The sequence below is a fragment of the Dysgonomonas sp. Marseille-P4677 genome, from assembly GCF_016652235.1.
GTDB lineage: Bacteria > Bacteroidota > Bacteroidia > Bacteroidales > Dysgonomonadaceae > Dysgonomonas.
In genome coordinates, this window is sequence record NZ_JAEPKU010000026.1 from 20,505 (window position 1) to 38,160 (window position 17,656).

Annotated in this window: 14 protein-coding genes, 1 pseudogene and 1 riboswitch; of the genes and pseudogenes, 5 read left to right on the forward strand and 10 right to left on the reverse strand. The window is 35.7% G+C overall.

Going from position 1 to position 17,656, the window contains the following annotated elements:
* Positions 1-27 precede the first annotated feature (27 nt).
* From fucP to JGH11_RS07055, 3 genes are all read right to left on the reverse strand, one after another.
* Positions 28-1,266: an L-fucose:H+ symporter permease gene (gene fucP, locus JGH11_RS07045; RefSeq protein WP_201110868.1), complete on the reverse strand. Its 1,239-nt coding sequence runs from the start codon at positions 1,264-1,266 to the stop codon at positions 28-30.
* 88 nt (positions 1,267-1,354) lie between these two features.
* Positions 1,355-2,392 (reverse strand): LacI family DNA-binding transcriptional regulator, encoded by a 1,038-nt coding sequence (locus JGH11_RS07050; protein WP_201110869.1) that lies wholly within the window; start codon positions 2,390-2,392, stop codon positions 1,355-1,357.
* Between the two features lie 177 nt (positions 2,393-2,569).
* Positions 2,570-3,382, reverse strand: a complete 813-nt coding sequence (locus JGH11_RS07055) for an AraC family transcriptional regulator (RefSeq protein WP_201110870.1) — start codon at positions 3,380-3,382, stop codon at positions 2,570-2,572.
* A gap of 337 nt (positions 3,383-3,719) precedes the next feature.
* Here JGH11_RS07055 and JGH11_RS07060 point away from each other — a divergent pair, with 337 nt between their 5' ends.
* Genes JGH11_RS07060 through JGH11_RS07080 form a run of 5 tightly spaced genes read left to right on the forward strand, consistent with a single transcriptional unit; the run spans position 3,720 to position 11,614 of the window.
* A complete protein-coding gene (locus JGH11_RS07060; RefSeq protein WP_201110871.1) occupies positions 3,720-5,162 on the forward strand; it encodes an SWIM zinc finger domain-containing protein in 1,443 nt (480 codons plus the stop codon).
* A gap of 18 nt (positions 5,163-5,180) precedes the next feature.
* Entirely contained in the window at positions 5,181-7,013 is a 1,833-nt protein-coding gene (locus JGH11_RS07065) for a HEAT repeat domain-containing protein (RefSeq protein WP_201110872.1), read from the forward strand.
* 27 nt (positions 7,014-7,040) lie between these two features.
* Positions 7,041-8,138 (forward strand): AAA family ATPase, encoded by a 1,098-nt coding sequence (locus JGH11_RS07070; RefSeq protein ID WP_201110873.1) that lies wholly within the window; start codon positions 7,041-7,043, stop codon positions 8,136-8,138.
* A gap of 10 nt (positions 8,139-8,148) precedes the next feature.
* The gene (locus JGH11_RS07075) at positions 8,149-10,440 is read left to right on the forward strand and encodes a DUF5682 family protein (protein ID WP_201110874.1); all 2,292 of its coding nucleotides are present in this window, start codon (positions 8,149-8,151) and stop codon (positions 10,438-10,440) included.
* Positions 10,441-10,444: 4 nt separating this feature from the next.
* Positions 10,445-11,614: a VWA domain-containing protein gene (locus JGH11_RS07080; protein WP_201110875.1), complete on the forward strand. Its 1,170-nt coding sequence runs from the start codon at positions 10,445-10,447 to the stop codon at positions 11,612-11,614.
* An 88-nt stretch (positions 11,615-11,702) separates the two neighbouring features.
* Here JGH11_RS07080 and JGH11_RS20520 read toward each other — a convergent pair.
* From JGH11_RS20520 to thiS, 7 genes and pseudogenes are all read right to left on the reverse strand, one after another.
* A pseudogene (locus JGH11_RS20520) lies at positions 11,703-12,610 on the reverse strand (fimbrillin family protein).
* A 397-nt stretch (positions 12,611-13,007) separates the two neighbouring features.
* Positions 13,008-13,706 (reverse strand): HesA/MoeB/ThiF family protein, encoded by a 699-nt coding sequence (locus JGH11_RS07095; RefSeq protein ID WP_201110878.1) that lies wholly within the window; start codon positions 13,704-13,706, stop codon positions 13,008-13,010.
* Positions 13,707-13,729: 23 nt separating this feature from the next.
* Entirely contained in the window at positions 13,730-14,845 is a 1,116-nt protein-coding gene (thiH, locus tag JGH11_RS07100) for a 2-iminoacetate synthase ThiH (RefSeq protein ID WP_201110879.1), read from the reverse strand.
* A gap of 105 nt (positions 14,846-14,950) precedes the next feature.
* Positions 14,951-15,718 carry a thiazole synthase gene (locus JGH11_RS07105; RefSeq protein WP_201110880.1) on the reverse strand — a complete coding sequence of 256 codons (768 nt, stop codon included), beginning with the start codon at positions 15,716-15,718 and terminating at the stop codon, positions 14,951-14,953.
* Entirely contained in the window at positions 15,715-16,347 is a 633-nt protein-coding gene (locus tag JGH11_RS07110; protein WP_201110881.1) for a thiamine phosphate synthase, read from the reverse strand. The genes JGH11_RS07105 and JGH11_RS07110 overlap by 4 nt, the downstream gene beginning before the upstream one ends.
* Positions 16,344-16,952, reverse strand: coding sequence for a thiamine phosphate synthase (locus JGH11_RS07115; RefSeq protein WP_201110882.1), 609 nt, complete (start codon positions 16,950-16,952; stop codon positions 16,344-16,346). The genes JGH11_RS07110 and JGH11_RS07115 overlap by 4 nt, the downstream gene beginning before the upstream one ends.
* A gap of 4 nt (positions 16,953-16,956) precedes the next feature.
* Entirely contained in the window at positions 16,957-17,157 is a 201-nt protein-coding gene (thiS, locus tag JGH11_RS07120) for a sulfur carrier protein ThiS (protein WP_201110883.1), read from the reverse strand.
* A gap of 304 nt (positions 17,158-17,461) precedes the next feature.
* Positions 17,462-17,553: riboswitch (TPP riboswitch) on the reverse strand.
* Positions 17,554-17,656 lie beyond the last annotated feature (103 nt).

A 17,656-nucleotide genomic window follows, 5' to 3' on the forward strand; every position in this document is an offset into this window, starting at 1 on the left:
ATTTTATTTAGTTTGACACGAATTATACTATCTTACTTTGTATCCTTTGAGTCCAAAAAATGATATGTATACAAAGCATATTAAAGGAATGATAAATCCAATAGCCATATTTTCTTCTCCTACGGCACCCATCATTATAGCAGAAAAAGCTCCTCCCGCTACAGCCATAGTGAGGAATGAAGCTGCTTTTTTTGTTTGTGTGCCCATGCCTGCTAGTCCTAAAGCATATATAGTAGGGAACATGATAGACATGAAGAAGAAGCAGATACATAGAGCCACTAGCGATATAAAGCCTATATTCATAACTACAAGCGCCATACAGATTGCACATGTAATAGCATATACTGCTAATAATTTGTTTGCTTCAAAGCGAGCCATCAAAAAGCTACCACTGAGACGTCCGATCATAAACAAAAACATTCCACCAAAAGCAAGGTATCTGGATGCATCTACTTTTGATATAGAACTATCGAGCTCCATAACATAGTTTATAAACAAGGCAAATATTCCTGTCTGTGCTATCATATACATTATTTGCGCAATGAATGCCAAAACAAAATGCTTATGCTTCCATATTGATTTTTGAGGTAGTATATCGGCCGTTGGAGCAGAATCTGCAACATTTTCTGAAACTTCTTTTATATCGGGCAGCTTGACGAAGAAAAAAATTACTGTAATAACCAATACACATGATCCTATAAGAATATAAGGTTTGGTTAAAGCCGTGGCATCTCCGGCTTCTGCTCCTAATATCAAATGTCCTCCAATCAGAGGCCCTAATACCCAGCCTAAACCATTTAGAGATTGAGATAAATTCAATCTTCGCGAAGCACTTTCCTTTGGTCCTAAAACCGTCGAATATGGATTTGCCGCTGTTTCTAAAACACATAAGCCACATGCAACAATAAACAATGCAACAAGGAAAGGTTCCGGAGAAGTTCCGTATGCTGCGGGAATAAAACTGAATGCGCCTATTGCATACACAATAAGTCCTAATATAATACCTTTCTTATATCCATATTTTCGCATAAATATTCCTGCAGGAAAGGCTATGAGCCCATATGCTATATAGGTGGAAAATTGGACTAAACCTGATTCGGCTTTACTCATGGTGAATGCTTCCTGAAAGTGTTTGTTGAGAACATCTAAAAGACCATGAGCAAATCCCCACATCAGAAATAATGAACTAATGAGGATAAATGGGAATAGATAACTTCCGCCTTCGGGATTAAAAAAAATGCTACGTTTTTTTTCTTTATTCTTCATAGGTTAAATATTAATATTAGAATATATGCTAATTCGATTAACTAATCAAAAGGTCGGGCTAATATCATGAGAATCTAGTTGAAAAGTGTCATAAATTGTTTAATTCATTAATTTTAGCTTGTAATACGACAGACTCTACTTCATCAAAAGAGGGGTCTTCTATTTGTTTGAATAAGATCTCAAAAGCTCTACGTCCCATACCTTCAATAGGCTGCTCTATACATAACATAGGTAATCTTGATACTTTATATTCATCAGGATTATCTATACTACCGTATTTCAGATTCAAATGTTTTTTATGTTTTTGCAAAGTGAGTAGCGATTGAATTCCAACTCTATTCGTAGAGAAAACTAATGAATCTACTCCCTTATCTATAAGTTTTTCGATACCTTGCTCCACAGCCTGTTCAAAGTTTTCGAACGACACAGAACACACTATATCTTCATTTAAAGGAATCAAATTGTTCTCTAAAGCACTTTTATAGCCGTCATACCGTTTACTAATATTAGGTAAGCCTATATTACATGCGATGAAACCAATTTTCCGGCAACCACGCTTTATTAATAAATCGGTAAGAGAGTAAGCTGCTCCAAAATTATCTATCTGAACTGAACTCACAGGGAGTCTCTCTATACATCTATCTATTAGCACTACAGGTATATTTCTGTATATCAGCTGCATTATTGTTTCTTCGGAATTCTGAGGAGGAGCTAATATCATGCCATCGACATTTTTTTCGATAAACAGATTAACCAGCTTTTCAAACTTTATACTCGATTCATCTGAACTGCCAAACATTACTTGATAATCTTTTTTATCGGCAATATTTTCTATATTTCTCGCTAATTTTGCGAAAAATGGGTTTGAAATATCGGCCACAATCAGACCTAATGTCTTTGTTTTACCCGTGCGTAAACTTCGAGCTGACATATTAGGACGATAATTCATCTCTTTTGCAGCATCCTTAACTTTTAGAGCCACTTCTTTACTTATACGCCCTTTCTTATCTTTACTATTTAGTACTAATGAAACTGTAGCTGTAGATACGCCCACATGTTCAGCAATATCTTTTATTGAAACATTCGCTTCTTTTGGCTTATTTTGATTTTTTATTCTTTTTTGCATACACAGATCAAATAAATACAACGTAGGCTTCAATATTATAGCCGTTTAAAAGCACTTTTCGTTCATTTTTTTTTCAATTATCCTTTAGCGATTGAAAAAGGATATAAAGCACTCTACAAAAGTAAAGTTTATTTAAACCATTTAGCATATAGATTTTTACCTTTTTTATTCACTTTCTTACCTATTTGAATATTTTATTCTTACTTTTTCTTGTTTCCTTAATTCTGTAGGGGTTAAGCCATAATGTTTTTTACAGAAAGTATAGAAATAGGATTGAGATGTAAAGCCATATCTATCAGATATTTCACAGAAGTAATCCTGAGTAAAGCATATATCTTGCATAATCCTTTTAGCTTTAAATTTCGTTATCCATTGATATGGGGCTTCATTGAAGCATTTTTGAAATTTCTTTATAAATCCAGAAGGGCTATAATTTGTCAGTTGGGCTAATTCTGAAATAGAATTTACTCTTAAACAATTCTCCTTAACCAATTGTGCAAATAATGTATTTTCATCTAATATAGGATGAAGAAATGCACTTATTTCCTCCGTCGAATAATATTCCTTTATTAACATAAAAAGTTGATCCTCTATCGATTGATCTATATTTTTCATATCTATACTATCTTTAAGATATAGGAAGATCAACGTCCAAAATTTATGCAAATGACCTTTGGCTTCAAGTATGTTCCATTGATCCCCGTTCGAAATCTCAATCATTTGTTTTATCAAGTTTTTGGAAAAATGTCGGATAATATTCTCTAGCTTTAATAGAATCAAGACAGTCTTATCAATTGTTTCAAATTGTATAAACGTATTTTTTGTTATAAGGAGAGTATCTCCAACTTTAATATTTTGCCATTTGTTTTTAGCAAAAGAAGCTGTAACTTGACCATTTAATATATATACAAAGCTATCCCTTGTCTCGTTGATTTTGAGACAAATACCCTTGTCCAATTCAATATATCTGAATGTATTAGAGTTGTTCATAGACTGAGTTTTTCCCATCACTTAAAACAAGACAGAAATTAGTATTAGATTAAATTCTTTTTTATTTATTAGGTACATCGTAAAAGTATAAATGCTATATCGATTAACCAAAAAACATTTGTTAATTGTTGTTATACTGAAAATCTATTAAGTATCCTTGATTTATATAAAAACAAATTAAATATACCAGTCAGTAAAAACACGAACATTTTAAATACCAACTCAAAGAAGAAAGCGAATATTAGCATAAATACTATCTCTAACTAAGGCTAGAGTCCAAATATTCTATTATATTTGTCATATTTTGATACAACTAATACAAAATAACACACTCAATATGCATGTAACACAACAGAAAATTGAAGAATTAGCTCCAAATGCAGCTGCTGCTAAGAATGGGCGCGATCTCTTAAAAAAAAGTAAGTTTTCTAATCTTAAAATTTCATCAGATAAAGATCTCATATGGGGAGAATGTGCCGGAAGCGGAAAAAATCCTTATTTGTGTTCGGCTGATTATGTAGATGAGAATAATCCCGTATTTCGATGCAATTGCCCAAGCCGACAATTTCCTTGTAAGCATACATTAGGCCTGCTTTATGCTTATGAAGCCAATAACGGAGCATTTACGAAAGATGATATACCTGAAGATATACTGTCGAAGCGGGAAAAAATAGAAAAAAAACAAGAGAAAAAAGAACAGATCAAAGAGTCTATCAAAGAAAAAGCTGATAAACCTAAAAAGATAAATAAGGCTGCATTTGTAAAAAAAATAGATACCCAACTGTTGGGTTTAGAGATGGCTCATAAAATGCTTAAAGATATTACTTTAACCGGTTTATCTTCAATAGATGCTAAAATCAAGAAGACATTGAAAGATCAGATTAAAGAATTGGGCAATTATTATATCACGGGGGTACAAACAGCGTTCAATAATCTAATGCTAGAATTCGACGAAGTAGAGAATGAAGAATATACGAAAGTGATTGATCAGATCAATTACATTTGGGCATTATTAAAGAAAGCAGAAGACTATCTGAATAAACGAAAAGCTGACCCAGAGGCAGATCCTGAACTCAACTCTGCAATTGAGGAACAGATCGGTTACACTTGGACGCTTATAGAATTGATGCAATACGGACTTTATGAAGAGAATGCTGAATTAATACAACTTTCGTTTAATAGCTATGATAATTCGGCTCGTAAAGAATACGTTGATGAGGGTATCTGGCTCAACCTGAAAACAGGGAAAATATATAAGACAAAAAACTATCGTCCTTATCGTGCAGCTAAATACATTAAAGAGGATAATAGTAATTTCAATGTGCTACAGATTAGTGAAATCTATATCTACCCTGGCGATCAAAATCCACGTGTGCGTTGGGAAGCTGATAATATAAAAGAACGCAAAATAGGGCCAAAAGACTTAGTTACTATTGAATCTTTTGCGGGCCAGAATTATTCAGAAACTATAAAGGCTGTGAAGAATACAATAAAGAACCCTTTAATGGACAAGCATCCTGTGGTACTGATTTCGTTGAATAAGGCATCGCTTAACGGAAATGATCTAGTGTTTGAAGATAAAGATGGACATAAACTAACCATCAAAGATATTGATGAGCAGGAAGTATCACCGACGACCAATCTGAAAGCTATTTTACCATCAAATCCACAAAGCTATGTGCTGACGGCAATGGTAAATAATGATGTGCAGACAGGATTATTTTCTATGCAGCCGCTATCACTTATCACTCCAGATAAGATTGTTCGGTTATTGTATTAATTTCAAAACTCAAAGACGATGAAAATTCAACCATTATATGACCTCCAACAAGAGATAAACCGTTTGTTCATTGCAGGTAGTAAATTTGCCAAAGGTGATCCCCGTTTACAAAAACATATCATTGTTTTTTCTAAATTAGGAGAAAAAGTACCCGTATTCAAAAAAATAGCGACTGATTTGGAAGATTTATCAACTACAGATGTTCAAGCATCACCCGAAAAACTGATGAATATTTCCACTCTGCTCTATTCCGTTTTGTATACGCAAGGAGAAGGCATAGAGCCCGATCAGGAAACAAAAGAGCAAATACCCGGAATATCTATTGATGAAGTCAATACTGAATATTCCTATTTGCAGCTTAAGCCTGTGATGGATGCTCTGACTACGAGCAATTCGGGAAGGCTGGAAGTATTGAAAGATGCTTTCGAAAGAAATATTTTTAACGATTCCCGTACTTATAATTATCTGGATTTTGCATTAGGTGACAAATACGGCGAACTATGCCAATATATAGAACAAACTATCATTCCGAAGATAGGAAAACCCATGATTCCTTTTCTTCTGCAAGGCTTTGCCTATGAAGACAAGGCTGAAAATGCCAGACGTTTACGTTTATTGAATCAATTGGGTTATCCTAATATCAGGGAAATGATAGATGCTATTTTAGTATCTTCCCTCCCTGTATTACGAGCAGAAGCAGTTGTTATTCTGGGGGATGACATAGAAAATGAAGAACAGGTTATTCAGTTGGCGGATGATAAAAACAAGCAGGTAAGAGAGGCTGCATATAATGCATTAGTGAAATTAAATAGTAGGAAAAGCCTTGAAAAGCTGAAAGATATCTATCTTAAAAGCAGTAAAAATAAAGCAAATCTGCAATTAGTCACATCAGCTTTAGCATTCTCTAAGCTGCCATTTTTTTTTCAAGAAGTATTTAATCAAGTGGTTGATTCGTACGAGGCAGTTTTAGCTCTTGATAAAAGTACCGAAGATAAAGTACTTGTAGATACGTTCGAAAAGTTCACAATCAATCTTGATGCTCTGAATAATAAAGAGCAACCTGAAACTTTAGTATTCGTTGAAAGAGTATTGACAGATAAACAGTTGCATACATTACTATTAACAAAGAAAAGTTTGTTAGAAAGCATGGCGCATGGTATAACTAACAGAATAATAGCAATTCTGAATAGTAAAGAACGCTCGAAAATACTGTCTTTTTATGAGAAAAATATAAATGATATTCCCGATAGCAGTTGGAAGAAGCATCTGTGGTATGATTATTTTGTTACAGCTAATGAGGTTTATTCTCCATCAATGATATTTGATACTTTTAGTCCGCAGTTCATAAATGAGGCAAATACCATTAGTATGAATGCCCTTTTTAAAGTATATTCAGATTATAGCTATTATCATTACTACGATGTGGCAGATATGAAGGTTAACATTGATAAAACAGATTCTCGTTGGGGTAAACTATTATTTAAATGTATTGCCGATTCAAAATGGAATGAGAGTTTTAATTCAGGGTTGCTATTATTAAATGCTTTACAACCTAAAAATAAAGAACTGGATGAATTGCTTATTAATTTGACAAAAAGAATAGCTCCGATAGAACAGATTACCATTTTTGAAATCATTATGTTGCGCAAGATAAAAGGAGGTTTTGATGCTATTTGTTCATCTATTGAAAAGCTTTCTAGAAATACATATTTTTATGCTCTACATAGATTATTAGAAAAAGGTTTCTGGACACAGTTTCCAAAAGAATATGCAAAACGTTTCAGGACTATGTACGAAAAAAGCAAAGTAGAGATATACAATAAAATAGCAGACGAAATAGAAGGGCAATAAATAACAAACTTAAAATAACACTATATAATGGCTGAAAAGAAAGAAGACGTATTGAGGCTACCCGCCGAGTTGTTGTATGCTCACGAGTTGGAAGCATTGAAAGAAGAAGACAAAAAGGAAGAAAAGCCTGTCGGGTGGCAACTGTCACCAAAGGCTGTTTTTAAGTTTATTACTGGAGGAAAAGCAGGGAAAGTGGATATTACTCCTAAATATATAGGACACAACCGTTTGGTAGAAATAGCTATAGCGACTTTGCTTACAGACCGCTCTCTGCTCTTGATAGGTGAACCTGGTACGGCAAAATCGTGGTTGTCCGAGAATCTGACAGCCGCTATTTGCAGCGATTCAGCAAAAGTGATACAAGGTACGGCAGGAACTAGCGAAGAACATATCCGTTATTCTTGGAATTATGCCATGTTGTTAGCTAATGGGCCATCAAATGAAGCATTGATCAAGAGTCCTATATATAGAGCGATGGAATCGGGTACAATAGCTCGTTTCGAGGAAATATCGCGTTGTGCTTCAGAAGTACAAGATGCTCTGATTTCTATTTTATCAGAAAAGAATATAGCAATCCCGGAGTTGGGAAAAGAACTTTCTGCCCAACGTGGTTTCTCAATTATAGCGACAGCCAATACACGTGATAGAGGAGTGAACGATATGTCATCAGCCCTGAAACGTCGTTTCAATATCATTGTACTGCCTGCTCCGGCAAATTTGGATACTGAGGTATCTATTGTCACTAAACGTGTGTCTGAAATATCAAGCAACTATCGTCTAAAAGCCAATCTGCCTAGCAATGAGGCGATAGAAAAGATTGTAACCATCTTCCGAGAACTCCGCCAAGGAATGACATTGGATGAAAAACAAAAGTTAAAGTCTCCGAGTGGAGTAATTTCTACAGCAGAAGCTATCTCACTTATAACAAATAGTATGGCTCTTGCAGCCAGTTTCGGAAATGGAACTATTACTGATGAAGACTTAGCCGCAGGACTTCAGGGGGCAGTGGTGAAAGATGAAGACAAAGACAAATTAGTCTGGAAAGAATATCTTGAAAACGTAATGAAGAAGCGAGGTTCATCGTGGCGAGGCTTATATAATACATGTAGCGAGATGAATGATTAATGGAGTATAAATGAGTTCAAAATTAAATATATTCGGAGTAAGACATCTTTCTCCCGGAGCGTCTTATCATCTTATCAAATATCTGAAAGAAAAAAAGCCTAAATACATACTTATAGAAGGCCCTTCGGATGCTACCGAGATGATAAAATATATTGCCAAGAAAGAGGTAAAACCTCCTATAGCTCTACTGGCTTATACAACTGAGCTGCCAATAGAAACAGTACTTTATCCTTTTGCTTCTTATTCGCCCGAGTATCAGGCTATTTGTTGGGCGATAAAGAATAAATTGGATGTGAGGTTTATAGACTTACCTACCAATGTGATGCTTAGTCTGCGTCAAGAACGCAATCGCGAGCGCAACGAGGCGGGCGAGGTTTTCTATGCTTTTCATAACGGTTTGTATGATAAGATAGCATATTGCAGCAAAGAGGAAGATTACGAGAGCTATTGGGAACGTAGTTTTGAGCATAATCTCAATCCAGATACTTTTCGTAACGGTTTGATATATCAATCATCTGAAATGCGCCAGATGGTTATAGATAAAGAATACGAAGCTGTACCCTATGATTTCTCCTATAATCTAATTAGGGAAGCATATATGCGTCGCGAAATAACACGCATTATTTCAGAAGGTGTTAAGCCAGAAGATATAGTCGTAATTGTGGGAGCATATCATGTTTTGGGAATTGATATGAAATTATCTCCTATGTCAGATGAAGAATTAAATAGAATGCCTAAGGTCCCGGTTCAACTGACCTTAATGCCTTATTCTTACTTGCGATTGAGTAGTCGTACAGGTTATGGGGCGGGTAATAAAGCGCCATATTACTTTGAATTGATGTGGCAGGCTATGGGTAAAGAACGTTTGTCTGATTTGCCTGCTGTTTATCTGTCTAAAGTGGCAAAGGCCTTGCGCGATCAGGGACATAATGCTTCGTCTGCCAGTGTGATTGAAGCTGTTCGTTTGGCTAATGCACTCACTTCAATGCGGGGAGGAGCTATACCGGTCCTCAAAGATTTACACGATGCAGTGATTACTTGTTTCGGAGGAGGTGAGTTATCCTCTGTTGCAGAAGCTATCAATCGTATAGATATTGGTACAGCAATAGGCTATCTGCCCGAAGGGGTAAGCCAAACACCTGTTCAGGAAGATATGAATCAGGAGTTGAAACGATTGAAATTGACCAATTACAAATCATCCGTAGCACAAGAATTAAGTCTAGATCTGCGGGAAAATCTAAAGGTAAAATCTAAAGAGGCTGCATTTATAGACCTCAATCGTTCCATCTTTCTTCATCGTCTCCGTGTATTAAATATTCACTTTGCCGAACAGATACGAGTATCGCAAGACAGTGCCACATGGGCAGAAAAATGGACGCTTCGTTGGACACCCGAAGTGGAAATAGAAATTGTAGAAGCCAATCTGAAAGGTGAAACGCTGGAGATCGCAGCTGCTTATCAGTTAAGGGAACAATTGGCTGATTGTACAGATATTACATTAGCAGCACAGATCATACGTTTAGCATGTGAGTGTCATCTTACAAATATTTTTGATAATGCATTAAATACGTTACAAGCATTGCTTGTCGATTCAAACGATTTTAAGGCTACAGCCAACGCAGCTCATGAACTTTCTACGCTCATTCAGTATGGAGATCTGAGACAGTTTAATTTAGAACCTTTAGTGCCTATTTTGCAACAATTGTTTTTGCGTTCAGCCCTGTTACTTGCTGATGCGGCGTCATGCGACGATAAGGCGGCTACTATTATTACACAAGGTATTAATATGATGGAACTTATCTCTCAGCAACAATATGATGTAGTAGATGTAGACACATGGCAAAAACAACTTCATCAATTGGCTTGGCGTGACGATCTGAATACCAAACTTTCGGGCGTAGCATTCTCTATTTTATTAGAGCACAATTTGGCTAGTGAGGAGGATTGTGCTAAAGAAGTGTCTCGCCGCCTATCCCCAGGGGTACCAGCTGATTTAGGCGCAGGATGGTTCGAGGGTCTGTCCGGGCGAAATCGCTATGCGTTATTATCGCGTGTTATGTTGTGGCAAGAGTTGGATAAATATGTGTCGCAATTAGATGATGATGAGTTTTTTCGATCGGTTGTTTTCCTGCGAAGAGCTTTTGGCGAATTTGAGCCAAATCAGAAAAATAGTATTGCCGAGCTGCTTGGCGATATATGGGGAACAGGTGCAGAGAATACGGCAGAAATATTGCAATCAGAGTTGACCGAAGTGGAGACTGAAAAATTGGATGAATTGAACGATTTTGACTTTGATTTTTGAGAAGATGGGAGAAGTAGAACAACAAAATAAAAATATGACGCGTTGGCGTCTCATTCTGGGGCAAGATACCCGAGCTTTGGATAATGTAGGACTTAACGAAAAAGAGTCGATCATGGATGCTGCTCTTGCCGCTATCTATGATGGAGAAGGGCAGGGTGGAGCAGGAGGGAAGAAAGCCGGATTGGGTTCGTCATCACCTAACTTGGCTAAATGGTTAACTGATGTCCGCACTTTCTTTCCCGAAGATGTAGTCAGTGTCATTCAATCGGATGCTATCGAGCGAAAGGGACTGACTAAGTTACTCTTTGAACCTGAAACTTTGAAGAATGTAAAGCCGGATATAACAATGGTAGGCACATTACTTGCGCTGAAAGGTCAGATACCGGAAAAATCGAAAGATACAGCTCGTCAACTGGTACGTGATGTGGTAGATGAAATTATGAAAAAAATGGAGCAAGATATGCGTCGTGCAGTAACGGGAGCTTTGAATAAGAAAGAACATTCACCCATTGCTAATTTTGCATCTACCGACTGGAAACGTACAATCAATAGGAATCTGAAAAATTACGATACAAAAACGAAACGCCTTATTCCCGAAAAATTCTATTTTTTCGAGCGTAGCCAAAGACAAAAGGCATGGACTGTGATTTTGGACATAGACCAAAGTGGATCGATGGCTGACTCTATCATCTATTCATCTGTTATGGGTTCGATTTTTGCTAGTATGCCAGCTTTGGATACACATGTTGTTGCTTTCGATACAGAAGTATCAGACTTGACAGAGTTGTGCCGTCAAGACCCTGTAGATATGTTGTTTGGGGTACAGATGGGAGGTGGAACAGACATAAATAAATCTGTGGCTTATTGCCAAACTCTTATAGAGAACCCTCGTAAGACTATGTTTATTCTTATCTCCGATCTTTATGAAGGAGGAGTTCGCAAAGGACTTCTTCGCCGTTTATCCGAAATGTATGAGAATGGTGTAAAAGTAATTACTCTTTTAGCTCTGACCGATAGAGGTAAACCTAGTTATGATGAAGTTCTAGGAAAAGAAATCAGTAAGTTGGGAATAGCTTGTTTTGCTTGTACCCCCGATCGTTTACCTGACTTGGTCGCATCTGCCCTCAAAGGAGATGATCTAGCTCAATTTAGTAAGAGATACAGACAAATGTAAAATCTCTTTTCCTGATAGATAACAAGAAAAGAGATTTTTATTAGTGTCAACATGATCAATCCGGTCGATTGTGTTGTCGAGCTTTATCTTAGTTACCTATTCCAGTACCACTCCCTCCATTTTCCCAAACATCAATTGCTCCGGTAACTTGTACTTCTTCTTTATTGATGGTTACATTAAACGTATATTTCTTACTACTTTCGAAAGCTGTAATATTATTGTTATTATTGCTAATCGTCCATATATATGTATTGCCTCCCACAGTGAACCTTACAACATGGGTGTTATTTAATGTCACAGGTAGTAAGATAGCTTCGTAATTGTTACTTCCTGCATCAAATGGAGTAATTGCTACTATCTCACTTATATTGGTAATACCAGCTGTACCTTTTAGATCAAAATCGGCGTTAGTATTCATACCTTCTATACTTACTGTTAATCCTGTCAAATTAGGTATGCCTGCTCCATTTGCCACATTTATTACGATTTTGGCAAGCTGATGTTTGAATCTCAAATTAATAGCCGAAGTATTAGCCTTATCATATCCGGCTCCCGTATTATCAGCAAAGGCTGTCATGAGGTCGATTCCCGATTGGTTGCTTTGAGTAGCTACATTGATAGGGTAAATATAATTACTTACCGAGGCGTTGTCGGATGATAAGCAATAAAATCTACTTTCGATAATATATTTACCGGATAGTAGATAGGAGTTGTGGAGGTGAATGTTGCCGATGCACCTGTAGATGTAGTAGTATATCTTATATTTTGGGCTCCTTCTGCTACATCTGTTGTTTTATTACCTACCATATATATACCTATAGATTCGTTTCCTTCCCATTGGTTGCCGTCAGTACCACCTACTTTAGCCAGATTCGCTGATATTCCTGATGAGAACTTTACTTTTCTGTCATATACTTCGGGTTCATCGTTGCTACTACATGATGCAAATATAAAACTTGCAACTGTCATCATAATTGATAAAAGATTAGTTTTCATAATTACAAATAATTAAAGGGGTTTTTTAATAATGAACAGTAAATAAGTCTTACGTTGTAAAACTTATTTGTTTTCAATTGAATTCCGAATTACATATTTGTATTAGAACTCCTTATACAGATAAAACATAATTTAAGACATGAGGGTTGTCAAATACAATTAAGCTTTAAATACGATTCGGTTAAGTTTATTTCTAATCAAATTTCAATTTCGTCTATCTCTGTATATTAATTATTTCGGATTATAGTATTAAGTTGAATTTGAAAAAATAGAGTGGGAGATTTAGATTATCAATATTATTTATTCTATATCATTCAACAATGATAAGAAAGTATAATATAGAGTAGTATAAGAGATAGAGCCGAGTATCTGTTCAGCTCTATCTGTTGTAATAAATTTAAACTTTTAAGGAATAGAATGTCATTGTTTCACCTTCTAAGACCAAAAGTCTATCAAGAATTAAGTTTCCTAATCCTGTAAAATATTTTATAGCTTCAGTTGCTTGTATACTTCCTATAATACCTGCAATAGAGCCCAATATTCCGGCTTGAGCAGAGGTTAAGCTATGTTCTTTCTCCGGAGGGCTGTCAAAAATCTTACGATAATCTGCACTACCGGGAATATATGTCATTACTTCACCTCGAAGGGAAAGTACAGCTCCATGTGAGTAAGCTTTTTGCTCGGCAACACAGATGTCGTTAATTAAGAACTTCGTCTCATAATTGTCGCAACAATCAATTATAAAATCATATTGTCGCACCAAATCTGCTGCATTTTCCATCGTGAAGAGTTCTTCATAAGTAATTACATTTACTTCAGGGTTTAGAGCCTTCAGCTTTTCTTTTGCTGATACAACTTTCGATTTTCCTATTTCATCTGTTCGATGCAATATTTGACGTTGAAGATTTGAAAGATCAATAACATCATGATCTATGATTCCCAATGTTCCAATTCCTGCTGCTGCCAGATAAAACAAGACAGGTGATCCTAAACCTCCGGCTCCAACAACAAGAACACTGGAATTATGTATTTTTTGTTGTCCAGTCTCACCTAATCCCTCTATTAGTATATTTCTATTATATCTGATTCCATCCATAATCTTACTATATCTAAAGATTTTTATTGTAAACTCAGATCCCAGTCTTTCCAAACAACCTCGTATCCTTTTTCTTTTACGACCTGTGCTACATCAGTAGGAGAACGGCTATCATTCACTGAGAACTGTTCCAGTTTATTGCGGTAAACGGCATAACCTCCAGGAGAAGTTTTAGAACCAGCACTCAAAGATGTGATTCCTAATGTAAGCATATTGTCTCTAAACATTACATCTTCTCGTGTAGATAAAGCTATCTCTATATCATGATTGAAAATCCGATATGCAAATATTATTTGAGCGAGCTCCTTGTCTGTCATTATCACATTCGGTCCAAATCCTTCCCCTTTGTGCGGACGTATCCGGGGAAAAGAAATAGAGTATTTGGTTTGCCAATATGTCTTTTGCAAGTACTGCAAATGAAAGGCCATCATAGTGACATCGGTGCGCCAATCTTCAAGGCCTATTAAAACCCCTAATCCTATTTTGTGAATTCCGGCTTTACCCATACGATCGAAACCATCGAGACGCCAGTCGAATTTAGACTTTATACCTTTCGGATGATATATTTTGTATCTTGTTTTATTATACGTTTCCTGATAACAATATACAGCATTCAATCCAGCGTTAGTCAGTTGTTTATATTCTTTTTCTTTCAATGGCTGAACCTCAATAGAAATAGATGAAAAATAAGGCTTTATCAAACGGATTACATTTTCTATATAATCAACACCCGCACCTCGAGAATTCTCACCTGTGACTAACAGAATATGTTGGAAATCGCCCATTTGTTTAATAGCTTTAACTTCCTGCATTATCTGTTCTTCGGTCAATATTATACGCTTTATGTCGTTGTTTTTATTAAATCCGCAGTAAACACAGTAGTTTACACAAGAATTAGTAAGATAAAGAGGAACATAAAACTGTATGGTATTACCATATCTTTGTAGAGTGTATTTTCGGCTCAATATAGCCATTTGTTCCAAATAAGGCTCTGCAGCAGGTGATATCATTGCCATAAAATCATCGACGGTTGGTCTTTGTTTACCTAAAGCATTTTCAACATCTTTTGCTGTTTTATTATATATAAACGACTTTATTGTCTCCCAATCGTAGTCGCTAATTTGTTTTATAAAACTCATATCATATATTTATTTTTATTCAATAATCATATCTTCTTTATTAATTCTAGTACTGATACATGTAAACACATTTATAATGCGAATGTCTATTTTTTAAGCCTAGGCCTACATGAGAAATGAAGTTAGGGGGCTACTTGCTTTAGCCACATTAAGCTGTGCGCCTAACTGAGATTCAAATGCTATACGCCCACTTTCTACAGCTAAACGAAAAGCCTTTGCCATTTCTACCGGATCGCCGGCTACTGCAATAGCCGTATTTACCAATACCGCATCGGCTCCAATTTCCATTGCTTCAGCTGCATGAGATGGGGCTCCAATTCCTGCATCTATCACAACCGGAATTTTACTCTGCTCAATAATGATTTCAAGTAAATCTTTAGTTCTTAAACCTTTATTTGTTCCAATCGGCGCACCTAAAGGCATAACTGTAGAAGCTCCTGCTTCTTCAAGCAATTTACACAAAACAGGGTCCGCCTGAATATAAGGCAATACTATAAAGCCGAGTTTTGCTAATGATTCTGTCGCTTTTAGTGTTTCTATGGGATCAGGCAGCAAATATCTTGGATCGGGATGTATTTCCAATTTCAGCCAATTTGTTTCGAAAGCTTCCCTCGCCATTTGAGCAGCAAAGACAGCTTCTTTTGCATTTCGAACTCCGGAAGTATTTGGTAAAAGTTGAATTCCTGGTAAAGAAATATGCTCTAGCATATCATCCTGTTTTTTTGATATATTCAGGCGTTTCATTGCCACAGTTACCATCTGGGTATCTGATGCTTTTATAGCATCACTCATTATTGTATTTGAACTGAATTTTCCTGTTCCGAGAAACAGACGAGAGGAAAATTCCTTTCCTGCTATTACAAGATTTTTCATATTTTATATTTATTAATACAAGTGATTATTTTTTTTGTCTCTTCAATTGGATTTTCAGATGTTAAAATAGAGGATGAAAGGGCAATTCCATGCATTCCCATTTTTATTATATAAGGAATATCATTAATAGTTATTCCTCCAATTGCAACTAGAGGTAATTGTATTTTCGCTTCCTTACACTGTTGTATTATATTCTGATATCCGGATAATCCTAGGATAGGGCTTAAATTCTTTTTAGTAGTAGTAAAACGAAATGGACCGAGACCGATGTAGTCGACTCCTTCATTCTTAAAACGGCAAATATCCTCAAATGTATTGGCTGTAGCTCCAATAATAAAGTTATCACCTAATATCTTTCGAGCATCAATCGGCGACATGTCGGACTTGCCCAAATGTACTCCTTCGGCTTTAATATTTTTACATATCTCAACATGATCATTAATATATAGCTTTGCTTTATATTGGTTACATAATTCTTTAGCACATAGAGCTATTCTTTCTATAGCATCAGGAAGCTCACCTTTCATGCGTAACTGGATATGCAAACAACCTCCTTTTAAGGCAATTTCAACCGAATCTAAATAATTATATTTTTCGGTTTGGTGTGTTATAAATAATAAGTTATTCATAATTTACTCACGATTTTTGATAGATCAGAGAATCTTCTCAGCAGAGCATTCTCATCTCTATCTTGATAATAATTACCCCATATAGCTCCTAGTACTGCGACACCTCCAAATCCATATTCTGATGCAATAGGTATTGTTTCTTTACAGATTCCGCCAAGAGCAATTACCTTTTTGTTTATAATACAATTCAACTTAGCTTCCAGAAGTTCCTCTTTGGTAAAAGCATGGTTATAACCTGATTTGGAAATACTATCGAATATAGGACTTAGAAACATATAGTTATGATTATTCATAGATGCTTTGATACATTCGAAGGAATGACATGAACGACTAACGGATGCCACTTCTATTGAAGGAGGAATAGGATTTCTGCGATTGAGATGGATTCCATTTAAATCAAAATATTTTAAAATGTTATAATGATCGTGTAATACAATTCTTTTATGATATTTTACTGGGATTTGTTCTATTAAATGGATTATCTCTCCTTCGGTAGCTATAAGCTTACGAAGATGTAAGGTCTCAAGCCCTTCATCGAAGAGATTACTTAAAATAGAGCCTTCGTAATCTAATATACGTTCATTGGTTATTACTATTAATTTCATGGGTTTATCCTCCTGATACAGCATGGATCAGCATTAGTTCTAATTTGTCTGTTAATATCGTCTTTGACCACATGGCTTTAGGAACCACTTCGAAGTTAATAGCTATAGCAATTCCATCTGTTTTCAGTCCGAGACTTTCAATAAAAGACATCAATGAAGTTCCTTCCACTATATCGTGATATTGGTTATTTAGCTTAATTGTCATATATTTTATTATTTAATGGTTGAGTCCTTGAAGAATAATTGTCAATACCGAGAATTATCTTTAAACAGGTTTTACTAATGACAATCATGACAGAATCAACAACTTTTAATGAAATATTATGATTTTCAATAAAAGAAGTATTGGAAATACTGATAACCCGAAACGTATTTAAATACGTTGGTATCTCAGCATAACCTTGATTTTCAAAATTTATAATTATGGATGTCGTTGGATACCTCTTTTTATTTGTCATGATTGAATAGTATTAATATACTAATCAAGAGATATCCTATTTAAAGGAGAGAATTTCTTTTTTTATCATTCCTACGCCGGCATTACCCGTATCAGGTTATAAGGGTATAATCTCAGCCTATTAAGGCACCCCTTGATTGTATATGCTACAAATATAATGTTTTTATATGATATCATCTGTTTTTTCTGTTTTATTTACTTTAGTTATTCTAAAATGGTATGGTAAATACTGTTGGTTCTATTGATG

Coding starts and splice junctions, on each gene's coding strand:
- fucP (WP_201110868.1), bottom strand. CDS start 1,266: ATGAAGAATAAAGAAAAAAAACGTAGCATTTTTTTTAATCCCGAAGGC.
- JGH11_RS07050 (WP_201110869.1), bottom strand. CDS start 2,392: ATGCAAAAAAGAATAAAAAATCAAAATAAGCCAAAAGAAGCGAATGTT.
- JGH11_RS07055 (WP_201110870.1), bottom strand. CDS start 3,382: ATGAACAACTCTAATACATTCAGATATATTGAATTGGACAAGGGTATT.
- JGH11_RS07060 (WP_201110871.1), top strand. CDS start 3,720: ATGCATGTAACACAACAGAAAATTGAAGAATTAGCTCCAAATGCAGCT.
- JGH11_RS07065 (WP_201110872.1), top strand. CDS start 5,181: ATGAAAATTCAACCATTATATGACCTCCAACAAGAGATAAACCGTTTG.
- JGH11_RS07070 (WP_201110873.1), top strand. CDS start 7,041: ATGGCTGAAAAGAAAGAAGACGTATTGAGGCTACCCGCCGAGTTGTTG.
- JGH11_RS07075 (WP_201110874.1), top strand. CDS start 8,149: ATGAGTTCAAAATTAAATATATTCGGAGTAAGACATCTTTCTCCCGGA.
- JGH11_RS07080 (WP_201110875.1), top strand. CDS start 10,445: ATGGGAGAAGTAGAACAACAAAATAAAAATATGACGCGTTGGCGTCTC.
- JGH11_RS07095 (WP_201110878.1), bottom strand. CDS start 13,706: ATGGATGGAATCAGATATAATAGAAATATACTAATAGAGGGATTAGGT.
- thiH (WP_201110879.1), bottom strand. CDS start 14,845: ATGAGTTTTATAAAACAAATTAGCGACTACGATTGGGAGACAATAAAG.
- JGH11_RS07105 (WP_201110880.1), bottom strand. CDS start 15,718: ATGAAAAATCTTGTAATAGCAGGAAAGGAATTTTCCTCTCGTCTGTTT.
- JGH11_RS07110 (WP_201110881.1), bottom strand. CDS start 16,347: ATGAATAACTTATTATTTATAACACACCAAACCGAAAAATATAATTAT.
- JGH11_RS07115 (WP_201110882.1), bottom strand. CDS start 16,952: ATGAAATTAATAGTAATAACCAATGAACGTATATTAGATTACGAAGGC.
- thiS (WP_201110883.1), bottom strand. CDS start 17,157: ATGACAATTAAGCTAAATAACCAATATCACGATATAGTGGAAGGAACT.